The organism is Ktedonosporobacter rubrisoli, from assembly GCF_004208415.1.
Lineage (GTDB): Bacteria > Chloroflexota > Ktedonobacteria > Ktedonobacterales > Ktedonobacteraceae > Ktedonosporobacter > Ktedonosporobacter rubrisoli.
Genome location: NZ_CP035758.1, coordinates 11,261,994 through 11,286,124, shown reverse-complemented (window position 1 = coordinate 11,286,124; position 24,131 = coordinate 11,261,994). Strand labels below are relative to the sequence as shown.

Here is a 24,131-nt window from a genome sequence, read left to right as displayed (position 1 = left end):
AAAGCTCAATGATAGAAAGGAAGGATGCCGTGGCAACTCCCTCTAAAGGTGTGGATAGACGTGTCCAACGAACTCGCCAGCTTCTGCAGCAGGCTTTTCTTGATATTATGCAAGAGAAGGGTTTCACAGCGATGAACATCCAGGAGATTACAGAACGCGCTAACCTCAATCGAGGAACCTTCTATGCACACTTCGCCGATAAGTACGCGCTCTTAGAAGAGATCCTCCACGAGCAGTTTCGCAGCCTCATAGAAGGTATGTTCCCGCCTGCGCCTCAATGGAACAGGCATATTCTCTATGCGCTTATTCAGGCAGTTCTTGAATATTTTAAGAGCATGTATCACAATTGCTCCCCATTTGACATTATTGACCCACTGCTAAAACATGCGGTCCAGGAGGAGCTATACAGGTTCTTCCTGAACTGGCTGAAGTACCACCGCGCTAGAGAAAGACAGATAGAGGTTCGCGTAGAAACGCTAGCCGGATTTATGAGTTGGTCTATATTTGGGGCCGCACTACAATGGAGTCAAGAGAATGATTCAGCATCCTCAGAGCAAATCGCAAGGGAGGTTCTGCTTGTGATCACAGAGGGGATAGCTCAGTTTGTTCCAACCGCCTTTACTACTTAAGGTTTCGCCGAGATATCGTACAACTCTTCGCTTCAAACAAGCAAACGCAATCAGGGGGAGCTTTTTATGGTAAGATAAGTTCATCAACATTTCCGAGCTTCCATTGAGATAGATAGAGAGGCTATGCCAAGAAGAACATTTCTACGCTTTACAAGAGCGCAGCTACTCGATCAAGAGCTTATCACCCGCTATCTGCTTAGTCTGTCTCCTGAGCAGCTCCACCGCGACAGTAGCGTCTTTCCTAAGATGGCATCTCGTCCTTTTTTTGGCAACGATGCGCCGCTAGAGTTGGAAGTTGGCTGCGGCAGTGCCGAGCAGCTTTGCCATCTTGCGCATCAGCTGCCTGGCTGTAACTTTATAGGCGTTGATATCGCGCGCAAATCCCTGGAAAAGGCAATTGAGTTGGCAGCCAGGTTGGAGCTCAGCAACATTAAATTTTTGCATGCAGACTTTCAACACATGACTCCATTGCTCATTCCACAGTCTCTACAAGCTGTTTATCTCCATTTTCCTGATCCTCATCTCAAGCCGAAATGCCGCAAGAGACGCATCTTCAATCAAGCCTTTCTTGATACTTTAGATAGCACACTTGTCCCCAGCGGTACGCTCAGTGTCATGACAGATGTTGAGGAGTTTTTTCTTGACATGTTGCAGATCATTGAAGCAGATCCCCGTTTTATAAAAACGCACCCTGAGCGCTATCTGATTGGATTCTCTGGTACGGTACGTTCACATTTCCAGCGACTATGGGAAGACTATGGAGAAACCATCTATCGCTTTGAATACCGCAAGCGTTAGTTTGACCTCCACATGCTCCCTTTGCCCATATCTGCTTACAATGCTGGGCACATAGGCTACCCACAAGTTCGCACCAGAAAGCATTCGCCTTGAAAAAAGGCGTTGCCGCGTGGTACAGTTCAGGAGTCCCCCCTCTCTATCAGCAGCGAGAGACGGTTATTAACCTTTTCCAATATTTCAAGGAGGAATCTTTTGTCCACAAAGCCAGCGTCCCTGCTAACCGCACGTATAGCCATTTCGCTCATATTTTTCATCAATGGGGTGATTCTCGCCAGTTGGGCCTCGCGCATTCCAACTATACAACAGCAACTTCAGCTCCAACCGGGAGCCCTTGGTATCGCCCTCTGGGGGCAAGCAACCGGAGCACTTGGGGCTTTTGCTATCGTCGGCTGGCTCATTGTTCGCCTGGGTAGCCGCGTAACCACTATTATTCCTGCCATCTTTTGCTGCATTATTCTGATTCTTCCCGCGCTCGCTCCAAATCTGCCGCTTCTATGGCTCTCCCTGGCTCTCCTCGGAGCTAGTAGCAGCATCACCGATGTGGCCATGAACGCTCAGGCAGCGGCTCTAGAGGTACTATATAAAAAGCCCATTATGTCCTCTTTTCACGGCCTCTGGAGCGTCGGCAGCCTGGTTGGTGCTAGCTGTGGAAGCCTTATGGCCTGGCTGAATATTACGCCACTAGTCCACTTCTCGCTTATCTGCATCCTGCTAACGCTGCTGATTCTACTCGCCAGTCGCTGGCTTTTACCATCTGAGGCACCATCTGATAGCAAAACTCCGCTCTTCGCGCGTCCATCGAAAGCACTGTTAGGGCTAGGGCTTATTGGCTTCTGCTCTTATCTTAGTGAAGGGGCGGTAGCAGATTGGAGCGGCGTCTATCTGCACGGTTCGCTAGGCACCAGTACAGGATTGGCCGCGCTGGCATTTGCCCTTTACTCTCTTACAATGACTATTGCACGCCTGAGTGGAGATTATTTGACAAGACGACTTGGCTCGGTCACACAGGCTCGCCTGGGTGGTCTTCTCTCTGCCCTGGGACTAGGCCTGGCCCTATTTTTTCGTGATCCTGTTATAGCACTGATCGGCTTTGCCTGCGTCGGGGCTGGCCTGGCCTGTGTTGCTCCGCTGGTCTTTAGCACTGCCAGTCGCACTCCTGGCTTCACACCGGGCCTGGCACTAGCCACTGTCGCCACTATAGCTTATACAGGCTCGCTCGTTGGCCCGCCCGTAATTGGCCAGGTGGCTGAGCTCTTTTCTTTGCCCGTTGCCCTTGGCCTGATTGCCTTGCTCAGCCTTGTCATCGTTATGTTGTCTCATACATTGTATCGCTCTCCCATCAAGGAAAGTTAGCGCATACTATGATCGTCGTCACCCCTCACGCTTGCCTGCAAGCCAAAAAGCGTTAGGCTTCTCTGCAAACATATGAACATAGGCCTTGGTATGCATTATTACCCAACAGTATATTATCAAGGGCCTTAACCTCAAGATCAGAATAGAAAGCTTTGATAAAAAGCATTATCGACTTTGTACAAACAGGAGCCACGTGCTAATGCCGTGACTCCTGATTCTGTCTCACTTATAGAGTGTTCCAATATTCGCTTGCCATACTCGCGTTCTCTTCTGGATCATCTGCCGGCAAGATCGTAATCTCCTCTTGTAGCTGCGGATGAGCTTCTTCCGCGAGCAGAGAATGATCTCTTTCCACTTGCCTCTGTACCGGCGCATTCATCAGAAGCCGAGAGCCATAGGAGAGTGTAGCCAGTATCCCTTCTACAGAATAGGTTCCCAGCGCTTCAGCAAGCTTATAATAATCGGCAATACGCAGCGCGAGGAGCTTGCCCATATGCTCGCTCATATGGTGCTCGGCAGCATCTTTCTCGATGCTCATCAGTGTGGGCGAGCCGCGTAGAATCGCGGCTTCAATATAGCGATACTTGGCGCTATCCTTGCCCATAGCAACAATCCCCTTCTAGTTTAGTATCCTCAAAGCGGAGCGAGAAAAAGCGTTGGGCGCGCTTCATCACTTCTCTTTCCGATTTACTCACACACAACTCGTTCTCTTGAGAATACCTTAGGCCGTTGCTGTTGCATTGCTCTTGCGCTTCTTGAGCTGGAAACCGGCCAGCGTACAATAGCCCAGAGCATTTGCATGCACCGGGTCGCTTGGCCGTGAGAGATGGGGAATGCGTTCCTTGAGGAGCCGGTGGAAGTAAAAGACTCCGCCGCCAATATTGAGAACCGAGCGGAAACGCGAGCCAAATTTGCCCTGCTCGTTCTCGTTCCAGGCTGCCGCCACAAAGGATAGAATCTCTTGTCCAACTTCTTCCACGGCATGCTTACTCAGCTGCGCCAATTGCGTTGGGCTCACGGCCTTCCCATAGACAGTAATTTCTGGATAAGATCCTTTCTCGCCAGAGAGATAGGCACGCAAAATTTGCCTGGTCTCCAGATCAGAAAGGGTGCAATCATACTTCTGCTCACAGGACTCTTTGAGCAGAAGGGCAGCAGATTCCACGCCGATTGCTTTGCCACGGCAGAGCTCGATCAGTGGAACTTGCCCACGCGAGACGTACAGATCAGTTGTGCGCCCGCCAATATCGATCACCGCGGTATCCTTTTTATTATCTTTCTCTCCATAGTAGATAAGCGCTCCTGCTCCTTCCATAACAACTGCTTCGATCTCGACGACGGCTTTGCGCCAGCTTTTTCCCTGATCCGTACTGAACGTATAAGTTCCCGAAAGCTGCTTTTTTATCTGTTCACGCAGCTGTGGGTTTTTAACGAAGGTTTCGGTTGGCAATCCTGCCACGACGGCAAGGCCAAACTCGCGATCAGTAATGAGGGAAGAGGCAACTGTAAGCAGGCCACGTAAGCTATGCTTGCTTGCATAGCGGCTAATATCACTGCGCCCGTTCCAGATATCACGCCCTCCTTGCAAGAGAGCCAGGTCGCCAATGGCATAAGTAAATTCATCCCCTTCCAGGTGAATGAGATGATGCTCTGATCCATTAATCTGAACACCCAGACTACGCATGGCCTGAACATCTACTTTGGCCACTGCCGTAGGAATACTCATGGTGCGTGGTGCAGTTGCACCGCTTGCGTGTACAGCACCGCCAATCTCCGAGTTGCCAAAATCATGCCCGTAGGCGTACCATTTCATGTTGACTCCTTCCTGTCAGATAGAGAGAACTAGTTCTAACTTGTTACGTCTCTTACCCACTTGTTCCGATTCTGTCCCTGGAAAACGGTGATCATACTTCAACAACTGCAGTCATTTCGAACCTTTCCGATCTATCTCGGACTAGTTAGCTCCATTTGCAGGTCTCAATCAGCAGGCAGACAATCCTCTCCTCGCCTTTTTCGAGGCTGGAACTCGGTAAAATTGCTCTTTCATCTTAGTCCCTATTTCTTAAGAACCGAGAAAGGCAAGTAATTTGATCGCGCAACTATATCTCTTTAGGCAGGCAAGTTTTGCCCCTGGCTTTGCGCTTGCATCCCTCAGACTCACCTGTTATACTCACTTATATTGGTGTTGGGTAATTAAATGTAGGTAAGAAATTTAAAGATAAGTCGATGCCAAAGGTTGCAAAGAACGCGCTCATCTGGCACCCTGAGCAAGGCATTTATGAATTGCATACTCAAGGGAAGATATTTCAGGGCTCTCTTGCAGAAGACAATGAGCAATGGTTTTCCTGGCTGAACCCCCTTACTTCTTTTACATTCCTTGGCCAGTTTGGTCGTCTAACCTTGCGCAAGGAGAAACGGGCACGAGGAGAGAGCTATTGGTATGCCTATCGCAGCCAGGGACATAAGACCATTAAGAAATATATCGGGCGTAGTACAGATCTAACGCCAGGACGCCTGGAGGCCACAGCTCAGGCTATTGCAAAGGCCCAGGTCAGTTCGCCTTCAACGGCAAGCGCTCCGCCATCAGTACAACTACAGGCTGAAGCATTTCCTGCTTCTGAGAAAGCAGATAGCGCGGCCAATATAGCGCAAGAACACCTATTGCTCCTGGCTCCCAAGTTTAGCTTACCCCGTCTGCATACTTCGCTGATAGCGCGTGAGCGCTTGCTTAAGCGGCTAGATGCTATTCTGGAACATAAGCTGGCCCTGGTCTCGGCGCCCGCTGGTTTTGGCAAGACGACGCTAGTCAGTCAGTGGATCGCTAGCCATAATCAGCATCTCCCTGTCTCCTGGATCTCATTAGATGCTAGCGATAACGATCCTATCCGCTTCTGGCACTATGTTGTGGTCGCCTTTCGCTCATTACATGAGAAGTTTGGCGAGAAGTCCCTTCCCTTCCTGCTACAAAGACCGTTCATGCGTAATCTTCCCCTCAGCTTGTCAGTGCTCAATCCATTTCTGACCAGTATCCTCAACGAACTTACCGCTTTCACAGGGGGAGGATTACTTGTCTTGGAGGATTATCATCTTATAACCACGCCGCTTATTCATGAGACGGTAAGCAAATTACTCGAACACCTTCCAAGCAACTTTCACGTTATCATTATTACACGTAGCGATCCGCCATTGCCTCTGGCCCGCTTAAGGGCACAGGGCAACAGCATTGAGATCCAAGCCGACGAGATACGTTTTTCCTTGCAGGATACGCAGGCCTTTCTACAACATGCCTTACCCTTCTCGCTCACACTGGAGGTTGTACAACATTTAGAACGCCGCACAGAAGGCTGGATAGCCGGGTTACGTCTTCTCACCTTCACCCTGCAGCGCTATTCATCGCCACAGGAGATAGAAGAATTTCTCGTTTCTTTTGCTGGCAATCATCGCCATATTCTGGAATATTTCGTAAGCGAAGTCCTCAATACGCAACCACAAAAGTTACAGACCTTCCTGCTAAAGACGAGTATTCTTACTTGTCTTACGGGCTCCCTCTGTAATGCGGTTACTGAAAGTGACGATGGCTCCCAATTGCTCGGGATACTTGAACAAGCCAATCTGTTTGTCCAACCGCTTCATTCTCAGGGCGATTGGTATCGTTATCACGCTTTATTTGCCGAAGCCTTACAGCATGAGGCCAGGCGCCAGCTGGGCGCAAAGACCCTGAAGCTCTGCTACAGTCGCGCAAGTGAATGGTATGAGCACCACGGCATGTTCAATGAAGCGATTGAAACAGCATTGAGTGCCGGACAATTTTCCCGCATCTACACCCTAATCGAAAAAGGCTTTAAGCAATTTAGTTTCACAACCACCGGTGAACTGCATACCTTGAAACGCTGGTTAGAGCAGATTCCAGAGGAGAACATCGCTCAATTTCCTGGTCTGCTCCTCCTTTCCGCTATCGTTATGCTATTCACACAGGGACAACTTAAGCGCGGCCGAACTCTTGAGGCCCGAATCATAGCGCTATTGCAAAAAGCAGAACAGGCCTGGCAGGAGAGCGGCAACATCGCCCGGATAGGAGAGACGCTGGCCCTGCATGCTTTAGTAATTGTTCTCTGTAGTGGGGATATGCTGCAGGCCGGACCTCTCGCCCGGCAAGCTCTTACCTATCTTCCCACGGAGGAGCAGACGTATCGAGGTATCAGCCTGGGCATACTGGGAGAATATGAACGGCTCTCGGGCCAACTCAACTCGGCCAGGCAAACTCTCCTTCAGGCTTATGCCCTTAATACCAATGCAGGTGATCGCCATGCAGCAGGAGCCGCGCTTTTTTGTCTGGGCAAAGTGAACCTTCATCAGGGAGAATTGCGTCAGGCCTCTGAATTCTTTCAGCGCGTGTTGGCGCAAGCTGGTGATGATCTTTCCGACCAATTTGAGGCTCTGCTGGGCCTGGCGGAGATTGCCTATGAATGGAATCAATTGAAGACTGCCGAGCAGCAGGCTCAGCAGGCGCTTGAGCTCAGCAAAGCCATCGCGCCTGAATCAAGGCATTTAAGGGCTTCCCTACTTCTAATCAGCATATTGCATGCCCGTGGCGAAGCGAGTTTAGCCCAGGAACAACTTCTTGCCCTCATTGCTCAGGCCTCTATCTCACCTGTATTACCCAGAAAGCTCTATACTTATCTAGCCCGGCTACGCCTTTTCACCAATGACATGTCTGTGACAACTGACTGGCTCACTACCCATCTTCCAGCTGATGATAGCATTTCATGCCAGCAAAAAGAACGGGAGCAGTTGCTTAAGGCACGTGTATTTCTGGCGCACAAACAGTTTTCTAAGGCCCAATCGCTCCTTGAACGATGTCTGGCCGATGCGCAGCAAGATATGCGCGTACATACAGCTCTACAGATACAATTACTGCAAGCACAAGTGCTTCTTGCCCAGGGCCAGCTTCCCCAGGCTACCCAAACGTTTAAAAGCTGCCTGAAACAAGCGCAGAGCGAAGGCTATTGCCGTCTCTTTCTGGACGAAGGCGAACCAATAAAAACTCTCCTACATGCTACATTGCCCTCCCTCAACGAAGATAGCCTCTTCGCTTACGCGCGTAGAATCAATCTGGCCTTCGCAGATCCTCTGGCAGAGATGAGCAGCCAACCAACCAGCAGAGAGATCTTGAGCCCGCAAGAACAACGTGTACTTCAACTTCTAGCCATGGGTCATTCTAAACCCAATATTGCCGATGAATTAATAGTTTCCATCAATACTGTTAAAACGCAAGTAAAAAGTATCTATCGTAAACTAGGTGTCTCTAGTCGCAAGGAAGCCTGTGCAATAGCTCGACGGCGGAATCTTCTGCGTGAATAAGCCCGATAAATACTTCTCTCAAGTTATGGACAATTACTTCCTCATGCTTTTTTAAAGAGGCTCGTCTCTCACTAGCCTTATCAAGCTTCTTCCCAATCTTAGAAATCTCTATTTTTCTCTATCTCAGCATAATCACCCTCACAATCACCCCCTTCGGGCGATAGCGACTCTCACTATTATCCGTAATAAGCATGTAACACAAAAATGCAATGATCCATCAAGCTCGCAGGCTTGCTAAAGCCCTTTACAAAATACTAGAGCTATATGGCGCATAGAAAGGGAAAAACTTGTCTACATCACATCTACCTCACGTTAGCGACGCAAAATCGCCTCGATCCGCCGGGCCTGCTCGCCGCACATTTAGGCGTCTGTATCTGGGCTTATTGTACTTATTCGTGCTCCAGATTCTCATTCAGGTGTTTTTTGCCGGGGCAGGCATCTTTACTGGAGGCCAATGGTTCATGTTTCATGCCATTAACGGCTCGCTCGCTATATTCACAGCCTTACTATTATTGATCTTTTGTCTGTTCTCAGGCTTACCAGCACTGCTCAACTGGTTGACAGTACTGCTGCCTGTCATGGTTTTCCTACAGCCCGTCTGGATCTATCCGCTGCGCCATACAAGTGTGGCGATACTCAGCGCGCTGCATCCTATAGCTGCTCTTATTCTCTTTGCTTTACCGTTATTCCTGATCATGAGGACGCATCAGGTAATCAGTTCTTCACACACGAACTAAGTACACACGATTGAATTAGGAGAATATTATATGCTCAAAAAGTTACTTTTCATTTCCATCTTGTTCAGTATGCTCACCTTTGCCTTCGCGGCTTGCGGTGACGCTACTTCCAATACGAGTGCCTCAAACAGTTCTGGGTCCCAAGTCCATATGGATAGCACTACCTTCATCCAACCATCAATCACCATTAAAAAGGGGGAAAGTCTTACGCTGGTTTCCGATACCGTAACGCCACACATCATTGCCAATGGTACCTGGGACCAGGGTACAGCCAAACCAGCCAAAGAGTCAGGAGCTCCCGAGGTCAAAGACGTGCAGGTCAATGGCAATAGCTCAACATCTATTGGCCCCTTTAATACAGCCGGCACGTTCAAGCTCTATTGCACCATCCATCCTGGAATGAACCTTACTGTTACCGTGCAGTAAGTCATACGAGAAGGAAATCCCGTGTCTACGCAACCAGACCATGTGCCGCAACATCAGCTTTTAAAGCTCTGGCAAGAGCTCGCATGCTCTCATCAGCTTTATGAGCTCAATCTGCGCGAAGCACCATCCATCCTGGATGGGTGGTGCCAGCAACTCCGGAGCCTTTATGCACAGGTACTTATAGAACGCCAACGGCTCCCTCCTGATCATTGTCCTATCCAGCTGCTTATTCTGGATCATTTACAAACATTGCTAGAGGCAGAGATAGGCTGGCTTGACCACGCTCTTCTTCTGCTCAATTCGAGACAGCTCCAGCAGGAGAGAACTGGGGTTGCAAGAGATAATTCATTAGACAATAAAGATGCCTGAAGGAGCACGCTTATGTGGCAAATCATTTGTTTATGTTTACCAGGAATGAGCAAACTAGAACAACAACGCTTTCTTCTGCTGTTGCAAGATGTCGTTAAAACCCAAAAACGTTCCCTCTCGCCTGTTGATCTGGGGCTCTCATTCCTTGACTCTCTCACACCGACAGAAACGCTTACTGTGTTAGAACAGCGGCTCGATCTGGTAAAAAATTCTCAAGAGCTTCTATCTCTTCAAGCTACTGACAAGCAGGAATATAGAAGTATAACACAACAACTCATCCAAGATCATATTTGCTGCTTACTCTCAGCAGAGCGAACATGGTTAGAACGTACTATCAGGCATTTACGTGCTTCTGCCACTCTTGATCTAGGACATATTCTCTTGCGCGAATGATTATGCTGTACCAGCTCTTGCGGCATTACACTGATCCTGATAGAGGCCTTCTGCAATCTTACAACTCTTCGGCGCGGTTCTATAGCTTACCTGTTACTAGCGCTGCGCCAACTTTATTACACAACAGAGCAGCACGATCCCATAGACCCTTCGCGGCAAGCATGTTAAAATTAACGCAGTGTTCATCTGAGCATTTACAAAAATCTGGGCCAGGAGCCTTTGATATTTACTCAAGCAGCAAACACTACCCAGCCTACTGCTTCTCATGAGATATACCGGGGAATTAACAGGCAAAGTTGTTCCCGACAGCAGAGGAGCGCATCGGGGTTTTGTCAGTACCTGGCGGGAGAAGGAATAAATAGCTTTATGGCTCGTCGGCGTGTCTCTCATATCATTAACGATCAACTCGTGCCGCTTGACGCTACAGGTCGCGAGCTCCCAACTATTCGCCTAGATACCCCCGAATGGTATCGCTGGCTCAACGAGGAGCAAACTCGTTCTTTCGCCTTTCACAACTCTGAGGGTACTTTCACAGCTCGTAAAGAGCGCATGCGTGGACATCACTACTGGTATGCCTATCGCAGCATATGTGGTCGATCACAAAAAGCTTATCTGGGTAAAACAGAAGCATTGACCTTACAACAATTGCAACAGGTCAATCGATCTATTGTGCGCACCTCCTCCGCTACTGCTCTGAAGCCGGCTCCCGCCAATGGCGTGCGCTTTTCTAACTCGCTCCTCATCACGAAACTGGGCCCACCGCGGTTACCAACTCATGTTATTATGCGCCGACAGCTTCTGCAGCAACTCATGCAAGTGAATAATTACCGTCTGTTCCTGCTCTCAGCTCCGGCCGGCTTTGGCAAGACTACGCTGCTCAGCACCTGGGCACATCAAACTTCCCAGCTGATCGCCTGGATCTCACTCGATGCTGGAGATAACGATCCTTCGGACTTCTGGTCTTACATCCTGCATGCCCTAAATACTCTCCTCCCAGGCATCGCTGAGACAGCCCTTGCTATGCTGCAGTTACCCCAACCGCCGCAGCTCTCTACAATTCTGACTTCCCTCATCAACGCATTGCAGGCTGTGTCGCAAGAAATTGTGGTCCTGCTTGACGATTACCATTTGATTACGGCTCAGCCTATTCATACTTCGCTCGCTTTTCTTTTGGAGCATATTCCCACCAATTTGCACCTGGTTATCGCATCACGCACAGATCCTCAGTTGCCGCTTAGCCGCATGCGTGCACAGGGACATTTACTAGAAATTGGTACGCCTGACCTACGCTTTTCGCGCGCTGAGATTGAGCTTTTCTTCTCTCAACGCCTTAAACAAGCGCTTTCGGACAAAGAGCTGAGATTGTTGGAAACACGAACAGAAGGATGGATCACGGGTTTACAACTCGCAGCCCTTTCGCTTCGCGGACAGGACGATAGCGCTAGCTTCATAAAAAACTTTACTGGCAGTCATCACTATGTTTTTACATATTTAGTCCAGGAAGTGTTAGCGCTGCAGCCAGCCCATATTCAGCATTTTCTGCTACATACAGCAATCCTAGAGCGGCTAGAAGGAGAGCTTTGCGATGCCATCACCGGCCAGCAGGAAAGTCAAGCTATACTGGCACATTTAGAGCAAGCCAATCTCTTTCTTATCCCACTTGATGATAACCGGCGCTGGTTTCGCTATCACCATCTCTTCGCCGAGGCCCTATATCAGCGCTTACAGCAACTTTATCCTCAGCGCATCCCAGAGTTACAGCGAAAAGCTAGCATATGGTATGAACAGCATAAGCTTTATTACGAAGCTACTACCTACGCCCTGGCTGCTCAGGATTTCGAACGCGCGGCCTCGCTCGTCGAACAAATTGGCTTGCAGATGTTACAGCGTGGAGAAATGAACTTACTCGCGCGTTGGGTACTCGCTTTACCTGAGCAGGTACGCTTTTCCAGCCCCCGGCTCTTGCTTTTCGAGGCCTGGTATCGTCTCATAAATGGTGACATGGCTGCTGCTGAACGCTTAATACAGGATATTGAAACCCTCCACTATGGCTTGCATGCCAAAGGCTTAATCTCCTCCCCCGGATTACCTGCTCCAGAAAACCTGGCACACGCTGAGTCCATCCTTGTAGGAGAGGTAATTGCGATGCGTTCATCGCTGGCCCGTGCCCGAGGCGATGTCGCTGCGACATTTGCTCTGGCTCAACAAAGCTTACCCTACTTTCCCGAAAATAGTCATGGGCGAAGTTTGCTTTTATGGCATTTAGGCTTAAATTATATGGCTATAGGAAATCCAGCCGCCGCTATAGAGCATCTCAAATCGGCGCTGTTCTGCGCGCAACGAGCTGGCAGTATTCTTAGCGCCATGTGGTCCGCACAATCCTTAGCACAACTACAAAAACAGCAAGGACATCTCTATCAGGCTGAGCAGAGCTATCAGCAGATCATGCAAATGATACACGAAAGCCCAGGCTCAATCTGGATCACTGAAGCTACCTATCTTGGGTTGGCTGAGCTATACTACGAGTGGAACGCCCTGGAAACGGCCGAACGCTTTTTACATATTGGGCAGACAGAAGATACTCAATTAGATATATTGCACATATTACCATTCAAACACCTTCTAGCAGTTCGGCTAAAACTTGCGCATAATCAGCTCGATGAGGCTTTACTTTCCTTTCAAAAGCTAGGCTATATTCTTCAGGAGTATGCCCATATCCTCAATTTCGGCCTCAATTCAATAATTCGTGCCGAGCAGGCCAGCTTAGCTCTTGATTTAAAGGATATGCCTGTAGTTTTTCGCTGGCTGGAAACCAGCACTCTAAGTATCCATGATAAGTTCGATCATCTGGAATTACATCACTACCTGGTTATGGCTCGCGTTTTGCTTTCCCTAGAAAGGCACACAGACGCGGAATTCCTCCTGGAACGCCTGCGGCAGTTCGCGGAAGAGCATGGCTATACCGGTAAGCTTATAAGCATACTTGTTCTGCAAGCCTCCTGCCTACAGGCTCGCTCAAATACCGCTTCCGCGCTTAAAACCTTAGCGCGGGCCCTTTCACTTGCCGAAAAGGCAAGTTATATCCGCACGCTTATCGATCAAAGCCCAACGATAAGCGCTCTCCTGCACATTTTGCGCAAACAGCATCAACACGAGTTAGATCACAAACATGGCTACTCTCTTAGCTATCTTGATAAATTACTGGCAATTGCTCAGCCAGCCAGCCAGCAGCTTCACAACAGCCAGGCAGTGCAGGTAGAGATTACGCCTCCTCTGCTTGAAGACTTGAGCCCGCGTGAGCAAGAAATTATGCGCCTGATCATCGCAGGTTACTCGAACCGTGAAATTGCAGATCAGCTCGTTATTGCCACGAGTACGGTCAAAACGCATATCAATGTGATTTACGGCAAGCTGCAAGTTACACGACGTACGCAGGCGATTGCCAGAGCCCGCGCGTTGCAGCTCTTCCCCGATTGAGCACGATCACTATCTGCCAGTATTATAGGTAAATATCTCATCCCTAATTTTGGCCCTAGGGCTATCACTCCACCTTTAGGTGGTTCCCTCTCTGGCCTACTCTCGGCTATGCTTAATCCACCAGTAGCGAGCACAAGCAAGCTCGTAAATTTAATAATGTTCTAAGAGTGTGTCCTAGCTAGAACAATGAGCCGATAGTTCAGAGAAAGGAGAGTTCAGCCGAAAGCACAACTCGAAAGGAACGAACCAAGATGTGTGAGCCAATCAAGCGAAAACGTTACCCGTCGGATCTGACCGATGCGCAATGAGAGCTGATCAAGCCGTTCATCCCAGCAGTCTCTGCCCAGGCCACAACGGCCCTTCACGAGCGACGAGAAATCGTCAATGCTATCCTCTATGTGTTGCGCACAGGCTGCTCATGGCGACAGATGCCGCACGACCTGCCCAATGGCAAAACGGCCCATCACTACTTCCGCATCTGGACGCAGGCGGGGATTTGGGAGCCCATCATGGCCCACCTGCGCCGACAGGTACGCACCCAGATGGGGCGGGACCCGGAACCCAGCGCTGCGATCATCGATAGCCAGTCGATCAAAACGGCTCCCGTGCCAGGAAGCGACAAGGGCTTCGACGCGGGGAAAAAAAATCTATGGGCGTAAACGCCACGTGCTCGTGGATACGCAGGGTTTCCTTCTGGCTGTCAAAGTGCATGCCGCCAACATCGTGGATCGCGTGGGGGCCAGGCTCTTGCTCAGCCAGTTGCCGCGCTCTTTCCCGCGTCTGTGCCACCTCTTTGCGGATAAGGGCTATACAGGACCATTGCTCGACTGGATTGCGCAGCGATTGCACTGGACCACAGAACTGGTGCCACAGGCTCACAATAGGTCCCATCAGCACTGGATCCTCGTGGACGGCCAACCGGTTCTGCTGCCCCGGCCCAAGACGGGTTTTCAGGTGCAAAGGAAACGATGGGTCGTCGAACGCAGCTTGGCCTGGTTCACCCGTTTCCGCCGCTTAGCTCGCGACTACGAAGGGCTCACCACCAGTTCAGAAGCCTTTCTTCAGCTCGCCTCGGTTCGGCTTATGCTTTCGCGCTTATCTCCTTTCCGCTACTGATTCTTGTGGTTAGGACACTCTCTAAAACCTAATTTGTTTAAGGAGCAGGCACATAGCAATGGTTACAGTAGAAACACAAGCGTACTCGCGCTACGAGATACAGGGAAGAGCAAGTGGCATACTCATTATGACTCTCTTTGGAGCAGGCTGGGCCTCAACTGCAGATTACGGGCCTATACTCTATGTCAGTATAGCAATCATCTCATTGGTTCTCATTATCAGCGGTGTCTACATGCTAGTACAAGCACGGCGCTTACCCAAGCATACATCCATAGAAGCTCAAAAGCAGGGCAGATCCGTTGCCAAACGCTTCTATCTTGTGTTCGCCCTCGAAGTGATAGCCATCTTTATTGCCGCGCGCTCACTCAGCATGTTTAATCACAGCGAACTTATCATCCCTGTTATTGGCCTGGTCGTAGGCTTACATTTTCTGCCCCTGGCTAAACTCTTTGGGATACGCCTTTACTATCTCTCCGGTCTATTGCTATCTTTGCTGGCCATATTGACGATCCTCGCTCAGTTGGTAGGGGTTACGCCAGGCACTGTCGGCACATGGTCCAGCATTGACGGCCTGGGGAATGCTATCATTCTCTGGCTCACTAGCCTGTATCTGCTAGCTACTTGCTGGCATATGCTTTCTTACCACAATTCCCTTTGAATGCCTACAACCTTGCTGGTAAAAAGAGAGCGGGCGGACGAAAAGAATTTCCTCTGCCCGTACATCTGTCCCACATAGTTTTCAAATCGCGCGCCATTTCCAGGCGACACAAATAGATCAGCTCCCATCTGTTCAAACAAAATTTCAGCTAAATAAGGCCATGGTTCATTGCAAAAGTCGTAGCCTCAACCCTATTCTCGCTCCCCGTCTTATGAAAAATATGCGAAAGATGATTGGCTACTGTCCTCTCGCTTAGCCTTAAATCACAGGCTATCTGACGATTACTCTTGCCACTGGCAACGAGCCGTAGCACCTCAGCCTCACGTTGGGTAAGATTGGCTGGTAGCGCTAACGTTTCTCCCCGGGAAGCCTCAGTGATCATTCCTACTATGCGATCACTTATTCGCGTACTCATCTCAGCAATATTTAGCTTCTCAAAAATCGGTAATGCCTGCTTGAGATAATGCCGAGCGTGAGCAACATTTCCTCCCTGGAGGCGCATCAATTCAAGTTCGGCCATCTCCAACAACGTATAGGCAAGCTCAGGCAACATCTCTTCGCGGCGTGCAAGCGCTTCTGCAGCATTCAAATGCGCACGTGCCATCTGCCACTCGCCAATCCTCGCGGCAACCATCCCCAGAACCCTATCAACCAGAAACCAATAGCATTGGCCTTGAAAACCCAGCAATGCGCGATAAATGGTCTTCATTCTCTCCTGATCGCCTAGCTTTAAGACTATTAGCGCCTGACATAGCAATAGGGGAGCGGTTAAGAGCGCGCCCGCCTGAAGCGTATCAAGGACGCGCTCAAGCTCAATCATAACTATAGATGCGCTCTTACGTTTGCCCTCGTTAGCCTGAACTACGCCTATCCAACCTTTACTGCACATAAGCTCAACGGGCTCGTCAATCTGCTTTACGCCTGATTTATGAAATTCGTGCTCGGCAGCAGTAAAGTCCTCCTGCAGATAGGCCAGGAAGCCACGAAGCTGGTAGACAAAGACTGGATTGAAAGATCCAGATAGGTCACTTATTGTTAGCTGAAGCTGCTCGGCTGCTTGCTCGGCTTCCACCCACCTGCCTTGAGACGCAAGAAATAGCCCTTGTAAGCAATATGCATTCCGTAAACGATATGGATCACCTGCTTGCTTAGCCAGTTCGATCATGTGCAAACATGCTTCTTGCGCCTTGCCCAGTTCCGCCATCCAATAATACCCGCATGAAAGATAATAATAATTTTCGGCTCTCTCTGAGAAATTTCCTTCCTCCTCGATTAGCTCCTGAGCCTGCTTTAGCCCTTGCACAGCATCGACAAGAGTATTGGCTTGGATATGGACATTCCCAACCATCGCACGTATTGCTCTTGCTTCCAGACTCTTACTCCCTAAGCTGCGGGCCATCTCCAATGCCCGTTGAGCGCAGAGCATTCCCTTGCTCTGAGATCCTACAGAAGCGATAAGTAGTATAGCCAGATCTATACGGATGCGAACGGCATTTACGCTTAAAGCCTCGCCTGCTGACTTTAATGCCAGCTCGAACGTGAGACGAGCTGCATCTAACTTTCCTTGCCTCCATTGCGCATGACCCAAGCCGCGTGCCACCTGAGTGATAGCTTCCCTATCACCATTCTGCATATATCGATCCAAAACGGCCTGAAAGGCGATTTCAGCTTCGTTTCCCTGCCCCGCCAACAAGGTAGCCTCTCCCAACGCTAAGAGTAGTTTGTCCCGTTTCTCATCCCTAGGGCTGAGCAATTCAAGGGCCGTGCGATAATATGCTATCGCCTCTTCAAGCGCAGAGGACTGGAGGGCCTTTTCAGCAGCTAGCTGCGCATAGAGCGCACCCCGTTCTCTATCATTACTATGAATAAAATGAAAAGTTAGCTCAGCAAGACGATAGGCGCTCTTCGTGCCTTCCTGTCCATATCTTATCTCCAACACGCGCCCAATCGTCTCATGTAAACGTCTACGTCGTGAAGCACTCACCTCGTCATAAAGCACCTCACGAATCTTACTATGATTGAAAGTAAAAATACTTTGCTGATTGGACTTTACCAATTTGGAGCGCTCCGCTAGCTGGAGACGCTCCTCGACGCTTTCGAACTCTTGTCCCTCTACTGCGGCTAATAAAGAAAGATCAAACGTATGCCCTATAACCGAGGCAATACGCAGATCATCAATTATCTCTCTAGAAAGCCTCATAAAGCGTTGGCGCAAAGAACCAATAATACTTTGCGGCAGCACTCTCTCCAACGACGCATGCGCCACCCATTGCTGATTCTCGTACACAAAATGCCCGGCTTCAATCCAACTTCGCATTATCTCTTCAGCAAAAAAAGGATTGCCCTCACTCTGTTTGTATAATAAAGCACTCGCATTTTCCGCAAGTGAGCCTCCTAGATAACCACTTGCCAGGGTATCAATCTCTTTAGAGGAGAGTGGATCAACAGTAATGGTAGTAAGAATACGTCGATAAGAAAGTCGTGTAACAGCTTGTTCTAGCGCCCTGTTATGTTCTAGCGCACCATCCTGATAAGCGCCTATAATTAACAGCTTGGCTTGCGATTGGCGACGTGCGATATAACACAACAAATCAAGACTTGCCGAATCGGCCCAGTGGAGATCATCAAGCGTAAGCACCAGAGCGTTAGACGTACTGATGGCACCAAGTAGCGCCGCTATAGCCTCGTAAATCCGCAGACGTTTCTGTTCGGCAGGAAAGGGATATACTTCCTCTGGAAACGTGCCCAGACGGGCTGCCAGTTCAGGTAAGATACTAACCAGCGGCTGTAGACCTGCGGCAATCTGCTCGCGTAATATATCGAGAGGTGCCGCACGAATATATTGCCCCAACGCTTCAAGAAATGGTAAATAAGGTGGCATCCCTTCAGCATCAGTGGCTTCGCCTTGCAGAACGGTAATCTCTTCCTGCGCCATGCGCCTGGCAACCTCACGCAACAGTGAGGTCTTACCTATACCAATATCTCCGGATAATAGCACAACCCTCAGTCTTCCGGTCCTGACTATGGCATATTGTCTCCAGATTAAGTCGAGCTCGCGCTGGCGGCCAACAAACTGCGCCTGCGCTACCCCAGATTGCTCAGGAACTGGTTGATGTGCACATTCGAATGTCATAAATATGTTCCCCCTAGAACAAGGGACCTCTACTGAATAACCTATCTAAACCATCATATTTCAGCATCCAACGAATCTTTTGAGAAGGTCTGGTAGGATGTTCTCTGCCCAACCAGTACAATCCAATGAATGGACGTAGCTACTTTCTTGCCAACAGGCAACTCTCCCCTCCGAGCTCCCTGGCTTCGCTTACGCTTATCCAAAAGATGATAGGTCTTCGTTTCAGGAAGGATTGAAGAACGCTTTCTAGAACTAATAATAGGCTATAGCTTCATCCACTTCTTCCACGATAGATTATATTGTTCACATATACATGAGCTTATTTTGCTTAAGCCTAAGTTATAGACGCTATCAAAGAGCATTTTTAGCACCTCTTTCGGCAATATTTCGTCTTGATCGCTTGCTTCCTTCACGGCATAAATATTCCCTATGGCTTATTATACATCATCTACTTATTATATGCATATTACGCAAATTTTCTCATCTCTAATCCGCCTCACTCTTATCTTTTGACTCTATAAAATGGTTATAGCAACATCTCTCACGTTCAGCAAGCGAAATATCGAAGAGACTCACACACTCAGTATAGGTAATTATACTCATAAGCAGGCGATATCTTCAGCAAATTCCTGTATAGATAACAATTATTCCTATCTCCTATTATTTTTATAACAAACTTTATATTAGCACAAATATGAGCAATTTCTACGATGTCGATTTAGCCAGATGAGTTTATACTTTGCAATAGACATCGGTATTCACGCAACACTTTCCCTCTCTATGTAGAGAGCTCGCCATCCTACCTGATCGAGAAAGAGGCAACAGGATATGTTCACTATCATATCCATCTATCGAGCTAAGGCCGGTGAAGAGGATGCAATCATTGCCATGCATGAGAACTGGGACGCTACTCATAGCTCGCTTTACCTCTCTTGGATGCTATTCAGAAATACCGATTCTCCTTACGATTTCATCGACATTACGCATTTCGAGAATGAGGAATCCGCACAAGCCATGAAGCATTATCTCGATCAGGACGAATGGTATCCCCGCCTGTTAAGCCTGCTGGAAACTGCTCCTGTCTTTACAAGTTGCAGATATGAATGGCAGGCGGCACAGCTACAAGCTCACCCAGCAATATCTTTCATCCCACCCCTCATGCCGCTCTGTACTCAACACAGTACTCAGGCGAGCATGGAAAGGTGAGCAAATATGTAGGCATTGTAATGGTATGGATAAGGAGAGGATTACAGATGAAATTGTTGGTTGTTGATAGTGACCGTAACATGGTTGAAATGCTTACTGCATGGCTAAAAATTCTGGGGTATCAAGTACTTAGTGCGTATAGCGGTGAACAGGCGAGAAACAAATGGCTTGAGCACAAACCCGATTTTGTTATTTTAGAGAGTGCGCTGCAAGATTTAGATGTACTGGCCATGTGTCGCGACTTACGCAGCCAACACGATGCGCTGGTCATGGTAATTACAGCAGGAAAAGATGTCCTTGATGAGGTACGCTGCTTAGAATCAGGCATCGATGACTATTTACGCAAACCATTTTTCCCCGATCAGCTGCTCGCTCATATTCATGCAGTCACCAGGCGAGCACGTTCTTCACTGAGGCTACCACCTTCGTCAAGCATTAATGTCGGTCCTCTCTGCATCGATCCATTGCACAATACAGTTACAGTGCGAGGAAAAACGATTCGTTTGACCCCTACTGAAGGAAAGCTTCTCAGTTTACTGGCGACTAACGCTAATGATGTATGTACAGCCAATCAGATAGTTTCTCATGTATGGGGATTTGGCAACGCTGGCGATACTGTCTTGATCAAGACGCATATCTATCATCTGCGTCAAAAAATCGAACCAGATCCGGCCAACCCCCGCTATATCCTGGCCATCCCCGGTATCGGTTATAAACTTGTACGCCGCACTGAGGAGATGCTTGATTCCTCTTTTGGGGGCTCTCTGCACTCCTCATTGGCCGTTTCCAGTTGATTAGCTTCTCTGGCTTTCGTTTAATCACAGATCAGCTCGGTAGCGAGAATACTATTTTCTGCTTGCTATTGATCTCGCTACTGACGCTGCTACCCGGCGCGATGCCGCCTGAGCACCCACAACAAAACGATAGAACGGCCCTGCGCTGCGTGCTGCGGTAAATCCAACAAAGTATAAGCCAGGCACGTTGCTCTCAAAGTAGCTATTTAAGACAGGTGAACCCATATATACCTGTAGTGAATCGATGAGCTGAGGAGATAGCATGGGAAGCCTTCTGATATCGGCCCGATAGCCAGTTGCTAGCAAAAGATGATCAGCAACTATTTTCGTATGGTCAGAGAGACGTAACTGCACGCCGTAATCTGTTTCCTCTGCTTTCTCAATCTGCCTTCCCTCGTATACCGGCAATTTCCCTACGATGCGCTCTCTGAGCCACCATGCACCCGCTGGACCATGAAAGTCTATTAACATACGATCTTTCATCGTTCGCGGCAACTGCTGAAATACATATGGATATTGCTCTAAGGCCCAGTTTATCCAGCCATACCCCAATCCCACCTTTGGCGAGCGCAGCTGCCTGAGCCAATAGGGAATTGCCAAATTATCAGCCGATAACCAGAAAATGGAGCGACGTGCTATAAGTCGCACATCTATCCCTCTTTCATAAAGCAATGCTGCGGACTCCAAGGCGCTTTGTCCTCCACCTACGACGACAACGCGTTTCCCGCCAAATTGGTCAAGCGTAGGATGGTCACACGTGTGCGATACCAGTTCAGCAGACAAGTGATTATATTCGTTGGGACGATAGGTATAATAATAAAGGCCAGGCGCCATCACCACTATAGTGCTCTGTATCACACGGCCATCAACCAGCTCCAGCGTAAAGAATCGCTCATGATTCTCAATTTTTGCTACATATGTCTCATCCACCATTGGCACAGCTTGGCGCTGAAACCAGGTCCCATATGCTATAAATGTCTCTCTTGAGAGGGGATCGATTGCAGATAACCCTTGCTCCCGTAGATATTGTCCCAGGCTATACTTTCCCTCGGGCGCTGAGAGATTACTTGCCCACCAGAATGATCTTAGCAGCATCCCTTCAGGCATATTTTCACGCCACAAGCTCAACGGCTTGCCCAGGATTGCCACTTTTAAACCCTGGGCAAGTAAATGGGCAGCCATCGAAAGACCATATGGACCAGCGCCCACTACTACTGCATCATAGGTTGCAGAAGCCGATTTTCGCTTCTCTTGCTGATCTAGAGATAAGGTCACGTGGCGTCCTCCTTACACAATGTAAATCTTTTATTCTCTAAACTATATCTTGCTCATGATACTCTACAGATAACTTATCGCTTATCCATAGTCTTGTGCTTAAGAGAGTGTCCTAACCACAAGAATCAGTAGCGGAAAGGAGATAAGCGCGAAAGCATAAGCCGAACCGAGGCGAGCTGAAGAAAGGCTTCTGAACTGGTGGTGAGCCCTTCGTAGTCGCGAGCTAAGCGGCGGAAACGGGTGAACCAGGCCAAGCTGCGTTCGACGACCCATCGTTTCCTTTGCACCTGAAAACCCGTCTTGGGCCGGGGCAGCAGAACCGGTTGGCCGTCCACGAGGATCCAGTGCTGATGGGACCTATTGTGAGCCTGTGGCACCAGTTCTGTGGTCCAGTGCAATCGCTGCGCAATCCAGTCGAGCAATGGTCCTGTATAGCCCTTATCCGCAAAGAGGTGGCACAGACGCGGGAAAGAGCGCGGCAACTGGCTGAGCAAGAGCCTGGCCCCCACGCGATCCACGATGTTGGCGGCATGCACTTTGACAGCCAGAAGGAAACCCTGCGTATCCACGAGCACGTGGCGTTTACGCCCATAGATTTTTTTTCCCCGCGTCGAAGCCCTTGTCGCTTCCTGGCACGGGAGCCGTTTTGATCGACTGGCTATCGATGATCGCAGCGCTGGGTTCCGGGTCCCGCCCCATCTGGGTGCGTACCTGTCGGCGCAGGTGGGCCATGATGGGCTCCCAAATCCCCGCCTGCGTCCAGATGCGGAAGTAGTGATGGGCCGTTTTGCCATTGGGCAGGTCGTGCGGCATCTGTCGCCATGAGCAGCCTGTGCGCAACACATAGAGGATAGCATTGACGATTTCTCGTCGCTCGTGAAGGGCCGTTGTGGCCTGGGCAGAGACTGCTGGGATGAACGGCTTGATCAGCTCCCATTGCGCATCGGTCAGATCCGACGGGTAACGTTTTCGCTTGATTGGCTCACACATCTTGGTTCGTTCCTTTCGAGTTGTGCTTTCGGCTGAACTCTCCTTTCTCTGAACTATCGGCTCATTGTTCTAGCTAGGACACACTCTAAGAAGAAGATAGCATGAGCATGTCTTAAGCCTATTTCTTTAGCAGTCGAGATACAGTGATATTTCAAGTAGAAAGTCCATAGGCAACAACGCGACGGTTCCTCGACTTCGATATAAACTGTATCCCAACTCATGAGTGCTACGCTTACAGCAAACCGGTACATCTGATCAGTGCCTTGCTAACTTTGACTGCTGAGTAATTGGAAGAGACGATATGAGTAAAGACTATATAAGTACAGCCACTTCAACGCTGCAACTCATCGAGAACCATCCCGAAAAGGATAGTCGCTGGGAGAGGTTTATAGATAGCCACCAGGACGGTTTGATCTATCATCATCCTGCCTGGCTAGGGGTTCTCGAAGAGGCCTTCGGTTATCGCTCCGCACATCTTGCCTGCCAGGATGCTAACGGCCAATTTAGAGGCATCTTCCCTCTCTATAAAATGCAGGGAATATTGGGTACCTGCCGTTTCTCATCTCTTCCCCGCACTCCCGTGGCTGGCCCTCTTGCCCGCGACCGCCAGGCTCTAGAATTCTTAATACACGCGGCACTCGGGCAGCTCAAAGCCACCCCAAGAAGCGGGCTACAGATAAAGATGCTCTCCAATGAGCTTGATGATTTGGGAATAGAATTAACTGGAGTAAAGTGGCGTGACACCTATCAATTGGAGTTGCCAGCCCGGCCAGAGCTTTTGCGTTTCGGCAATTCGCGCAACCATGCCCAGATCAAAAGGGCAGTTCATAAGGCCTACAAACATGGTATTTCGCTTGAGCGGGCCGAGACGAAACGAGAGCTACGAGCTTGGTATGAGCTCTATCTCTCTACCATGCGTCAGGTGGTTATTCCTCCACGCCCTTATCGCTTCTTTGAAATTGCTTGGGAGCGGCTACAACCACGTGGCTTGCTACGTTTACTCCTGGCGCATCACCATGAGGCAGGCAAGGCAAAACCTGTAGCTGGCCTGCTCTTGCTCATGGCGGGCCGAACAGTATTCTATGCTTTCAGCGGCTGGCATAGAAATGCTCAAGAACTTCGCCCAAACGATGCTCTCCACTGGCAAGCTATTCACGATGCCTGTAGCGAAGGGTTTCGCTATTATGACTTCGGCGAAGTACCAGCTAACACACCTGGTCTTGCCGAGTTTAAAAGTAAGTGGGGAACACAGAAAGAGTGTTTATATCGCTACTACTATCCTTCACCACGAGAGTCGGCGATCAATTTACTTGAAGCGGATACACCTTTCCATCGAGCAGCCAGAACTACCTGGAGGCGCTTACCGCTCGAAGCAACAGAGCTGCTAGGTACTCTGGCTCATCATATCTTCTAAAC

Annotated in this window: 19 protein-coding genes; 14 read left to right on the top strand and 5 right to left on the bottom strand. The window is 49.3% G+C overall.

The features are described from left to right. Positions 1 to 29: 29 nt before the first annotated feature. The 3 genes from EPA93_RS47850 (at position 30) to EPA93_RS47840 (ending at position 2,780) form a co-directional block, all read left to right on the top strand. Positions 30 to 629, top strand: coding sequence for a TetR/AcrR family transcriptional regulator (locus EPA93_RS47850; RefSeq protein ID WP_165423887.1), 600 nt, complete (start codon positions 30 to 32; stop codon positions 627 to 629). A gap of 123 nt (positions 630 to 752) precedes the next feature. Further along, complete coding sequence (trmB, locus tag EPA93_RS47845) at positions 753 to 1,427, top strand: tRNA (guanosine(46)-N7)-methyltransferase TrmB (protein ID WP_129894338.1); 675 nt, start codon at positions 753 to 755, stop codon at positions 1,425 to 1,427. A gap of 192 nt (positions 1,428 to 1,619) precedes the next feature. Then, entirely contained in the window at positions 1,620 to 2,780 is a 1,161-nt protein-coding gene (locus tag EPA93_RS47840; protein WP_165423886.1) for an MFS transporter, read from the top strand. Between the two features lie 226 nt (positions 2,781 to 3,006). On the opposite strand, the gene EPA93_RS47835 is transcribed toward EPA93_RS47840, so the two are convergent. Both EPA93_RS47835 and EPA93_RS47830 read right to left on the bottom strand, forming a co-directional pair. Further along, positions 3,007 to 3,384 (bottom strand): hypothetical protein, encoded by a 378-nt coding sequence (locus EPA93_RS47835; protein WP_129894336.1) that lies wholly within the window; start codon positions 3,382 to 3,384, stop codon positions 3,007 to 3,009. Between the two features lie 117 nt (positions 3,385 to 3,501). Next, positions 3,502 to 4,593 carry a ParM/StbA family protein gene (locus tag EPA93_RS47830; protein ID WP_129894335.1) on the bottom strand — a complete coding sequence of 364 codons (1,092 nt, stop codon included), beginning with the start codon at positions 4,591 to 4,593 and terminating at the stop codon, positions 3,502 to 3,504. Between the two features lie 413 nt (positions 4,594 to 5,006). Here EPA93_RS47830 and EPA93_RS47825 point away from each other — a divergent pair, with 413 nt between their 5' ends. From EPA93_RS47825 to EPA93_RS47790, 8 genes are all read left to right on the top strand, one after another. Continuing rightward, positions 5,007 to 8,141, top strand: a complete 3,135-nt coding sequence (locus tag EPA93_RS47825) for a winged helix-turn-helix domain-containing protein (protein ID WP_129894334.1) — start codon at positions 5,007 to 5,009, stop codon at positions 8,139 to 8,141. Between the two features lie 287 nt (positions 8,142 to 8,428). Then, complete coding sequence (locus tag EPA93_RS47820; RefSeq protein WP_129894333.1) at positions 8,429 to 8,878, top strand: DUF6220 domain-containing protein; 450 nt, start codon at positions 8,429 to 8,431, stop codon at positions 8,876 to 8,878. A gap of 30 nt (positions 8,879 to 8,908) precedes the next feature. Continuing rightward, the gene (locus tag EPA93_RS47815) at positions 8,909 to 9,304 is read left to right on the top strand and encodes a cupredoxin domain-containing protein (protein ID WP_129894332.1); all 396 of its coding nucleotides are present in this window, start codon (positions 8,909 to 8,911) and stop codon (positions 9,302 to 9,304) included. Positions 9,305 to 9,325: 21 nt separating this feature from the next. Next, positions 9,326 to 9,673, top strand: coding sequence for a hypothetical protein (locus tag EPA93_RS47810; RefSeq protein ID WP_129894331.1), 348 nt, complete (start codon positions 9,326 to 9,328; stop codon positions 9,671 to 9,673). A gap of 12 nt (positions 9,674 to 9,685) precedes the next feature. Next, on the top strand, positions 9,686 to 10,066 hold the full coding sequence (locus tag EPA93_RS47805) for a hypothetical protein (protein ID WP_129894330.1): 381 nt from the start codon (positions 9,686 to 9,688) through the stop codon (positions 10,064 to 10,066). 366 nt (positions 10,067 to 10,432) lie between these two features. Beyond that, positions 10,433 to 13,543 carry a winged helix-turn-helix domain-containing protein gene (locus EPA93_RS47800; protein WP_129894329.1) on the top strand — a complete coding sequence of 1,037 codons (3,111 nt, stop codon included), beginning with the start codon at positions 10,433 to 10,435 and terminating at the stop codon, positions 13,541 to 13,543. 311 nt (positions 13,544 to 13,854) lie between these two features. Next, positions 13,855 to 14,659, top strand: a protein-coding gene (locus tag EPA93_RS47795) for an IS5 family transposase (protein ID WP_242527553.1) whose coding sequence is annotated in 2 segments (ribosomal slippage) — positions 13,855 to 14,178 and positions 14,180 to 14,659 — 804 coding nt in all. Because the reading frame shifts where the segments join, the coding sequence is not laid out codon by codon here. 58 nt (positions 14,660 to 14,717) lie between these two features. Next, the gene (locus EPA93_RS47790; protein ID WP_129894328.1) at positions 14,718 to 15,317 is read left to right on the top strand and encodes a hypothetical protein; all 600 of its coding nucleotides are present in this window, start codon (positions 14,718 to 14,720) and stop codon (positions 15,315 to 15,317) included. A 148-nt stretch (positions 15,318 to 15,465) separates the two neighbouring features. Here EPA93_RS47790 and EPA93_RS47785 read toward each other — a convergent pair whose 3' ends face one another. Beyond that, entirely contained in the window at positions 15,466 to 18,450 is a 2,985-nt protein-coding gene (locus tag EPA93_RS47785; protein ID WP_129894327.1) for an ATP-binding protein, read from the bottom strand. An 828-nt stretch (positions 18,451 to 19,278) separates the two neighbouring features. Between EPA93_RS47785 and EPA93_RS47780 the strand changes: the two genes are divergently transcribed. Together EPA93_RS47780 and EPA93_RS47775 are read left to right on the top strand one after the other, a co-directional pair. Then, positions 19,279 to 19,656 (top strand): hypothetical protein, encoded by a 378-nt coding sequence (locus tag EPA93_RS47780; protein ID WP_129894326.1) that lies wholly within the window; start codon positions 19,279 to 19,281, stop codon positions 19,654 to 19,656. 47 nt (positions 19,657 to 19,703) lie between these two features. Continuing rightward, positions 19,704 to 20,450, top strand: coding sequence for a response regulator transcription factor (locus tag EPA93_RS47775; RefSeq protein WP_129894325.1), 747 nt, complete (start codon positions 19,704 to 19,706; stop codon positions 20,448 to 20,450). 51 nt (positions 20,451 to 20,501) lie between these two features. Here EPA93_RS47775 and EPA93_RS47770 read toward each other — a convergent pair whose 3' ends face one another. Beyond that, a complete protein-coding gene (locus EPA93_RS47770) occupies positions 20,502 to 21,725 on the bottom strand; it encodes an NAD(P)-binding domain-containing protein (protein WP_129894324.1) in 1,224 nt (407 codons plus the stop codon). 125 nt (positions 21,726 to 21,850) lie between these two features. Beyond that, positions 21,851 to 22,715 (bottom strand): IS5 family transposase gene (locus EPA93_RS47765; RefSeq protein ID WP_242527276.1). Its coding sequence is split into 2 segments (ribosomal slippage): positions 21,851 to 22,330 and positions 22,332 to 22,715, totalling 864 coding nucleotides; the frame shifts between segments, so codons are not numbered across the junction. Between the two features lie 301 nt (positions 22,716 to 23,016). Between EPA93_RS47765 and EPA93_RS47760 the strand changes: the two genes are divergently transcribed. After that, positions 23,017 to 24,129 (top strand): GNAT family N-acetyltransferase, encoded by a 1,113-nt coding sequence (locus tag EPA93_RS47760; RefSeq protein WP_129894323.1) that lies wholly within the window; start codon positions 23,017 to 23,019, stop codon positions 24,127 to 24,129. Positions 24,130 to 24,131 lie beyond the last annotated feature (2 nt).

Excerpts from the sequence above, each read along its gene's own strand:
- trmB (WP_129894338.1), top strand. The coding sequence starts at position 753 with ATGCCAAGAAGAACATTTCTACGCTTTACAAGAGCGCAGCTACTCGAT.
- EPA93_RS47835 (WP_129894336.1), bottom strand. The coding sequence starts at position 3,384 with ATGGGCAAGGATAGCGCCAAGTATCGCTATATTGAAGCCGCGATTCTA.
- EPA93_RS47830 (WP_129894335.1), bottom strand. The coding sequence starts at position 4,593 with ATGAAATGGTACGCCTACGGGCATGATTTTGGCAACTCGGAGATTGGC.
- EPA93_RS47825 (WP_129894334.1), top strand. The coding sequence starts at position 5,007 with ATGCCAAAGGTTGCAAAGAACGCGCTCATCTGGCACCCTGAGCAAGGC.
- EPA93_RS47815 (WP_129894332.1), top strand. The coding sequence starts at position 8,909 with ATGCTCAAAAAGTTACTTTTCATTTCCATCTTGTTCAGTATGCTCACC.
- EPA93_RS47805 (WP_129894330.1), top strand. The coding sequence starts at position 9,686 with ATGTGGCAAATCATTTGTTTATGTTTACCAGGAATGAGCAAACTAGAA.
- EPA93_RS47800 (WP_129894329.1), top strand. The coding sequence starts at position 10,433 with ATGGCTCGTCGGCGTGTCTCTCATATCATTAACGATCAACTCGTGCCG.
- EPA93_RS47790 (WP_129894328.1), top strand. The coding sequence starts at position 14,718 with ATGGTTACAGTAGAAACACAAGCGTACTCGCGCTACGAGATACAGGGA.
- EPA93_RS47785 (WP_129894327.1), bottom strand. The coding sequence starts at position 18,450 with ATGACATTCGAATGTGCACATCAACCAGTTCCTGAGCAATCTGGGGTA.
- EPA93_RS47780 (WP_129894326.1), top strand. The coding sequence starts at position 19,279 with ATGTTCACTATCATATCCATCTATCGAGCTAAGGCCGGTGAAGAGGAT.
- EPA93_RS47775 (WP_129894325.1), top strand. The coding sequence starts at position 19,704 with ATGAAATTGTTGGTTGTTGATAGTGACCGTAACATGGTTGAAATGCTT.
- EPA93_RS47760 (WP_129894323.1), top strand. The coding sequence starts at position 23,017 with ATGAGTAAAGACTATATAAGTACAGCCACTTCAACGCTGCAACTCATC.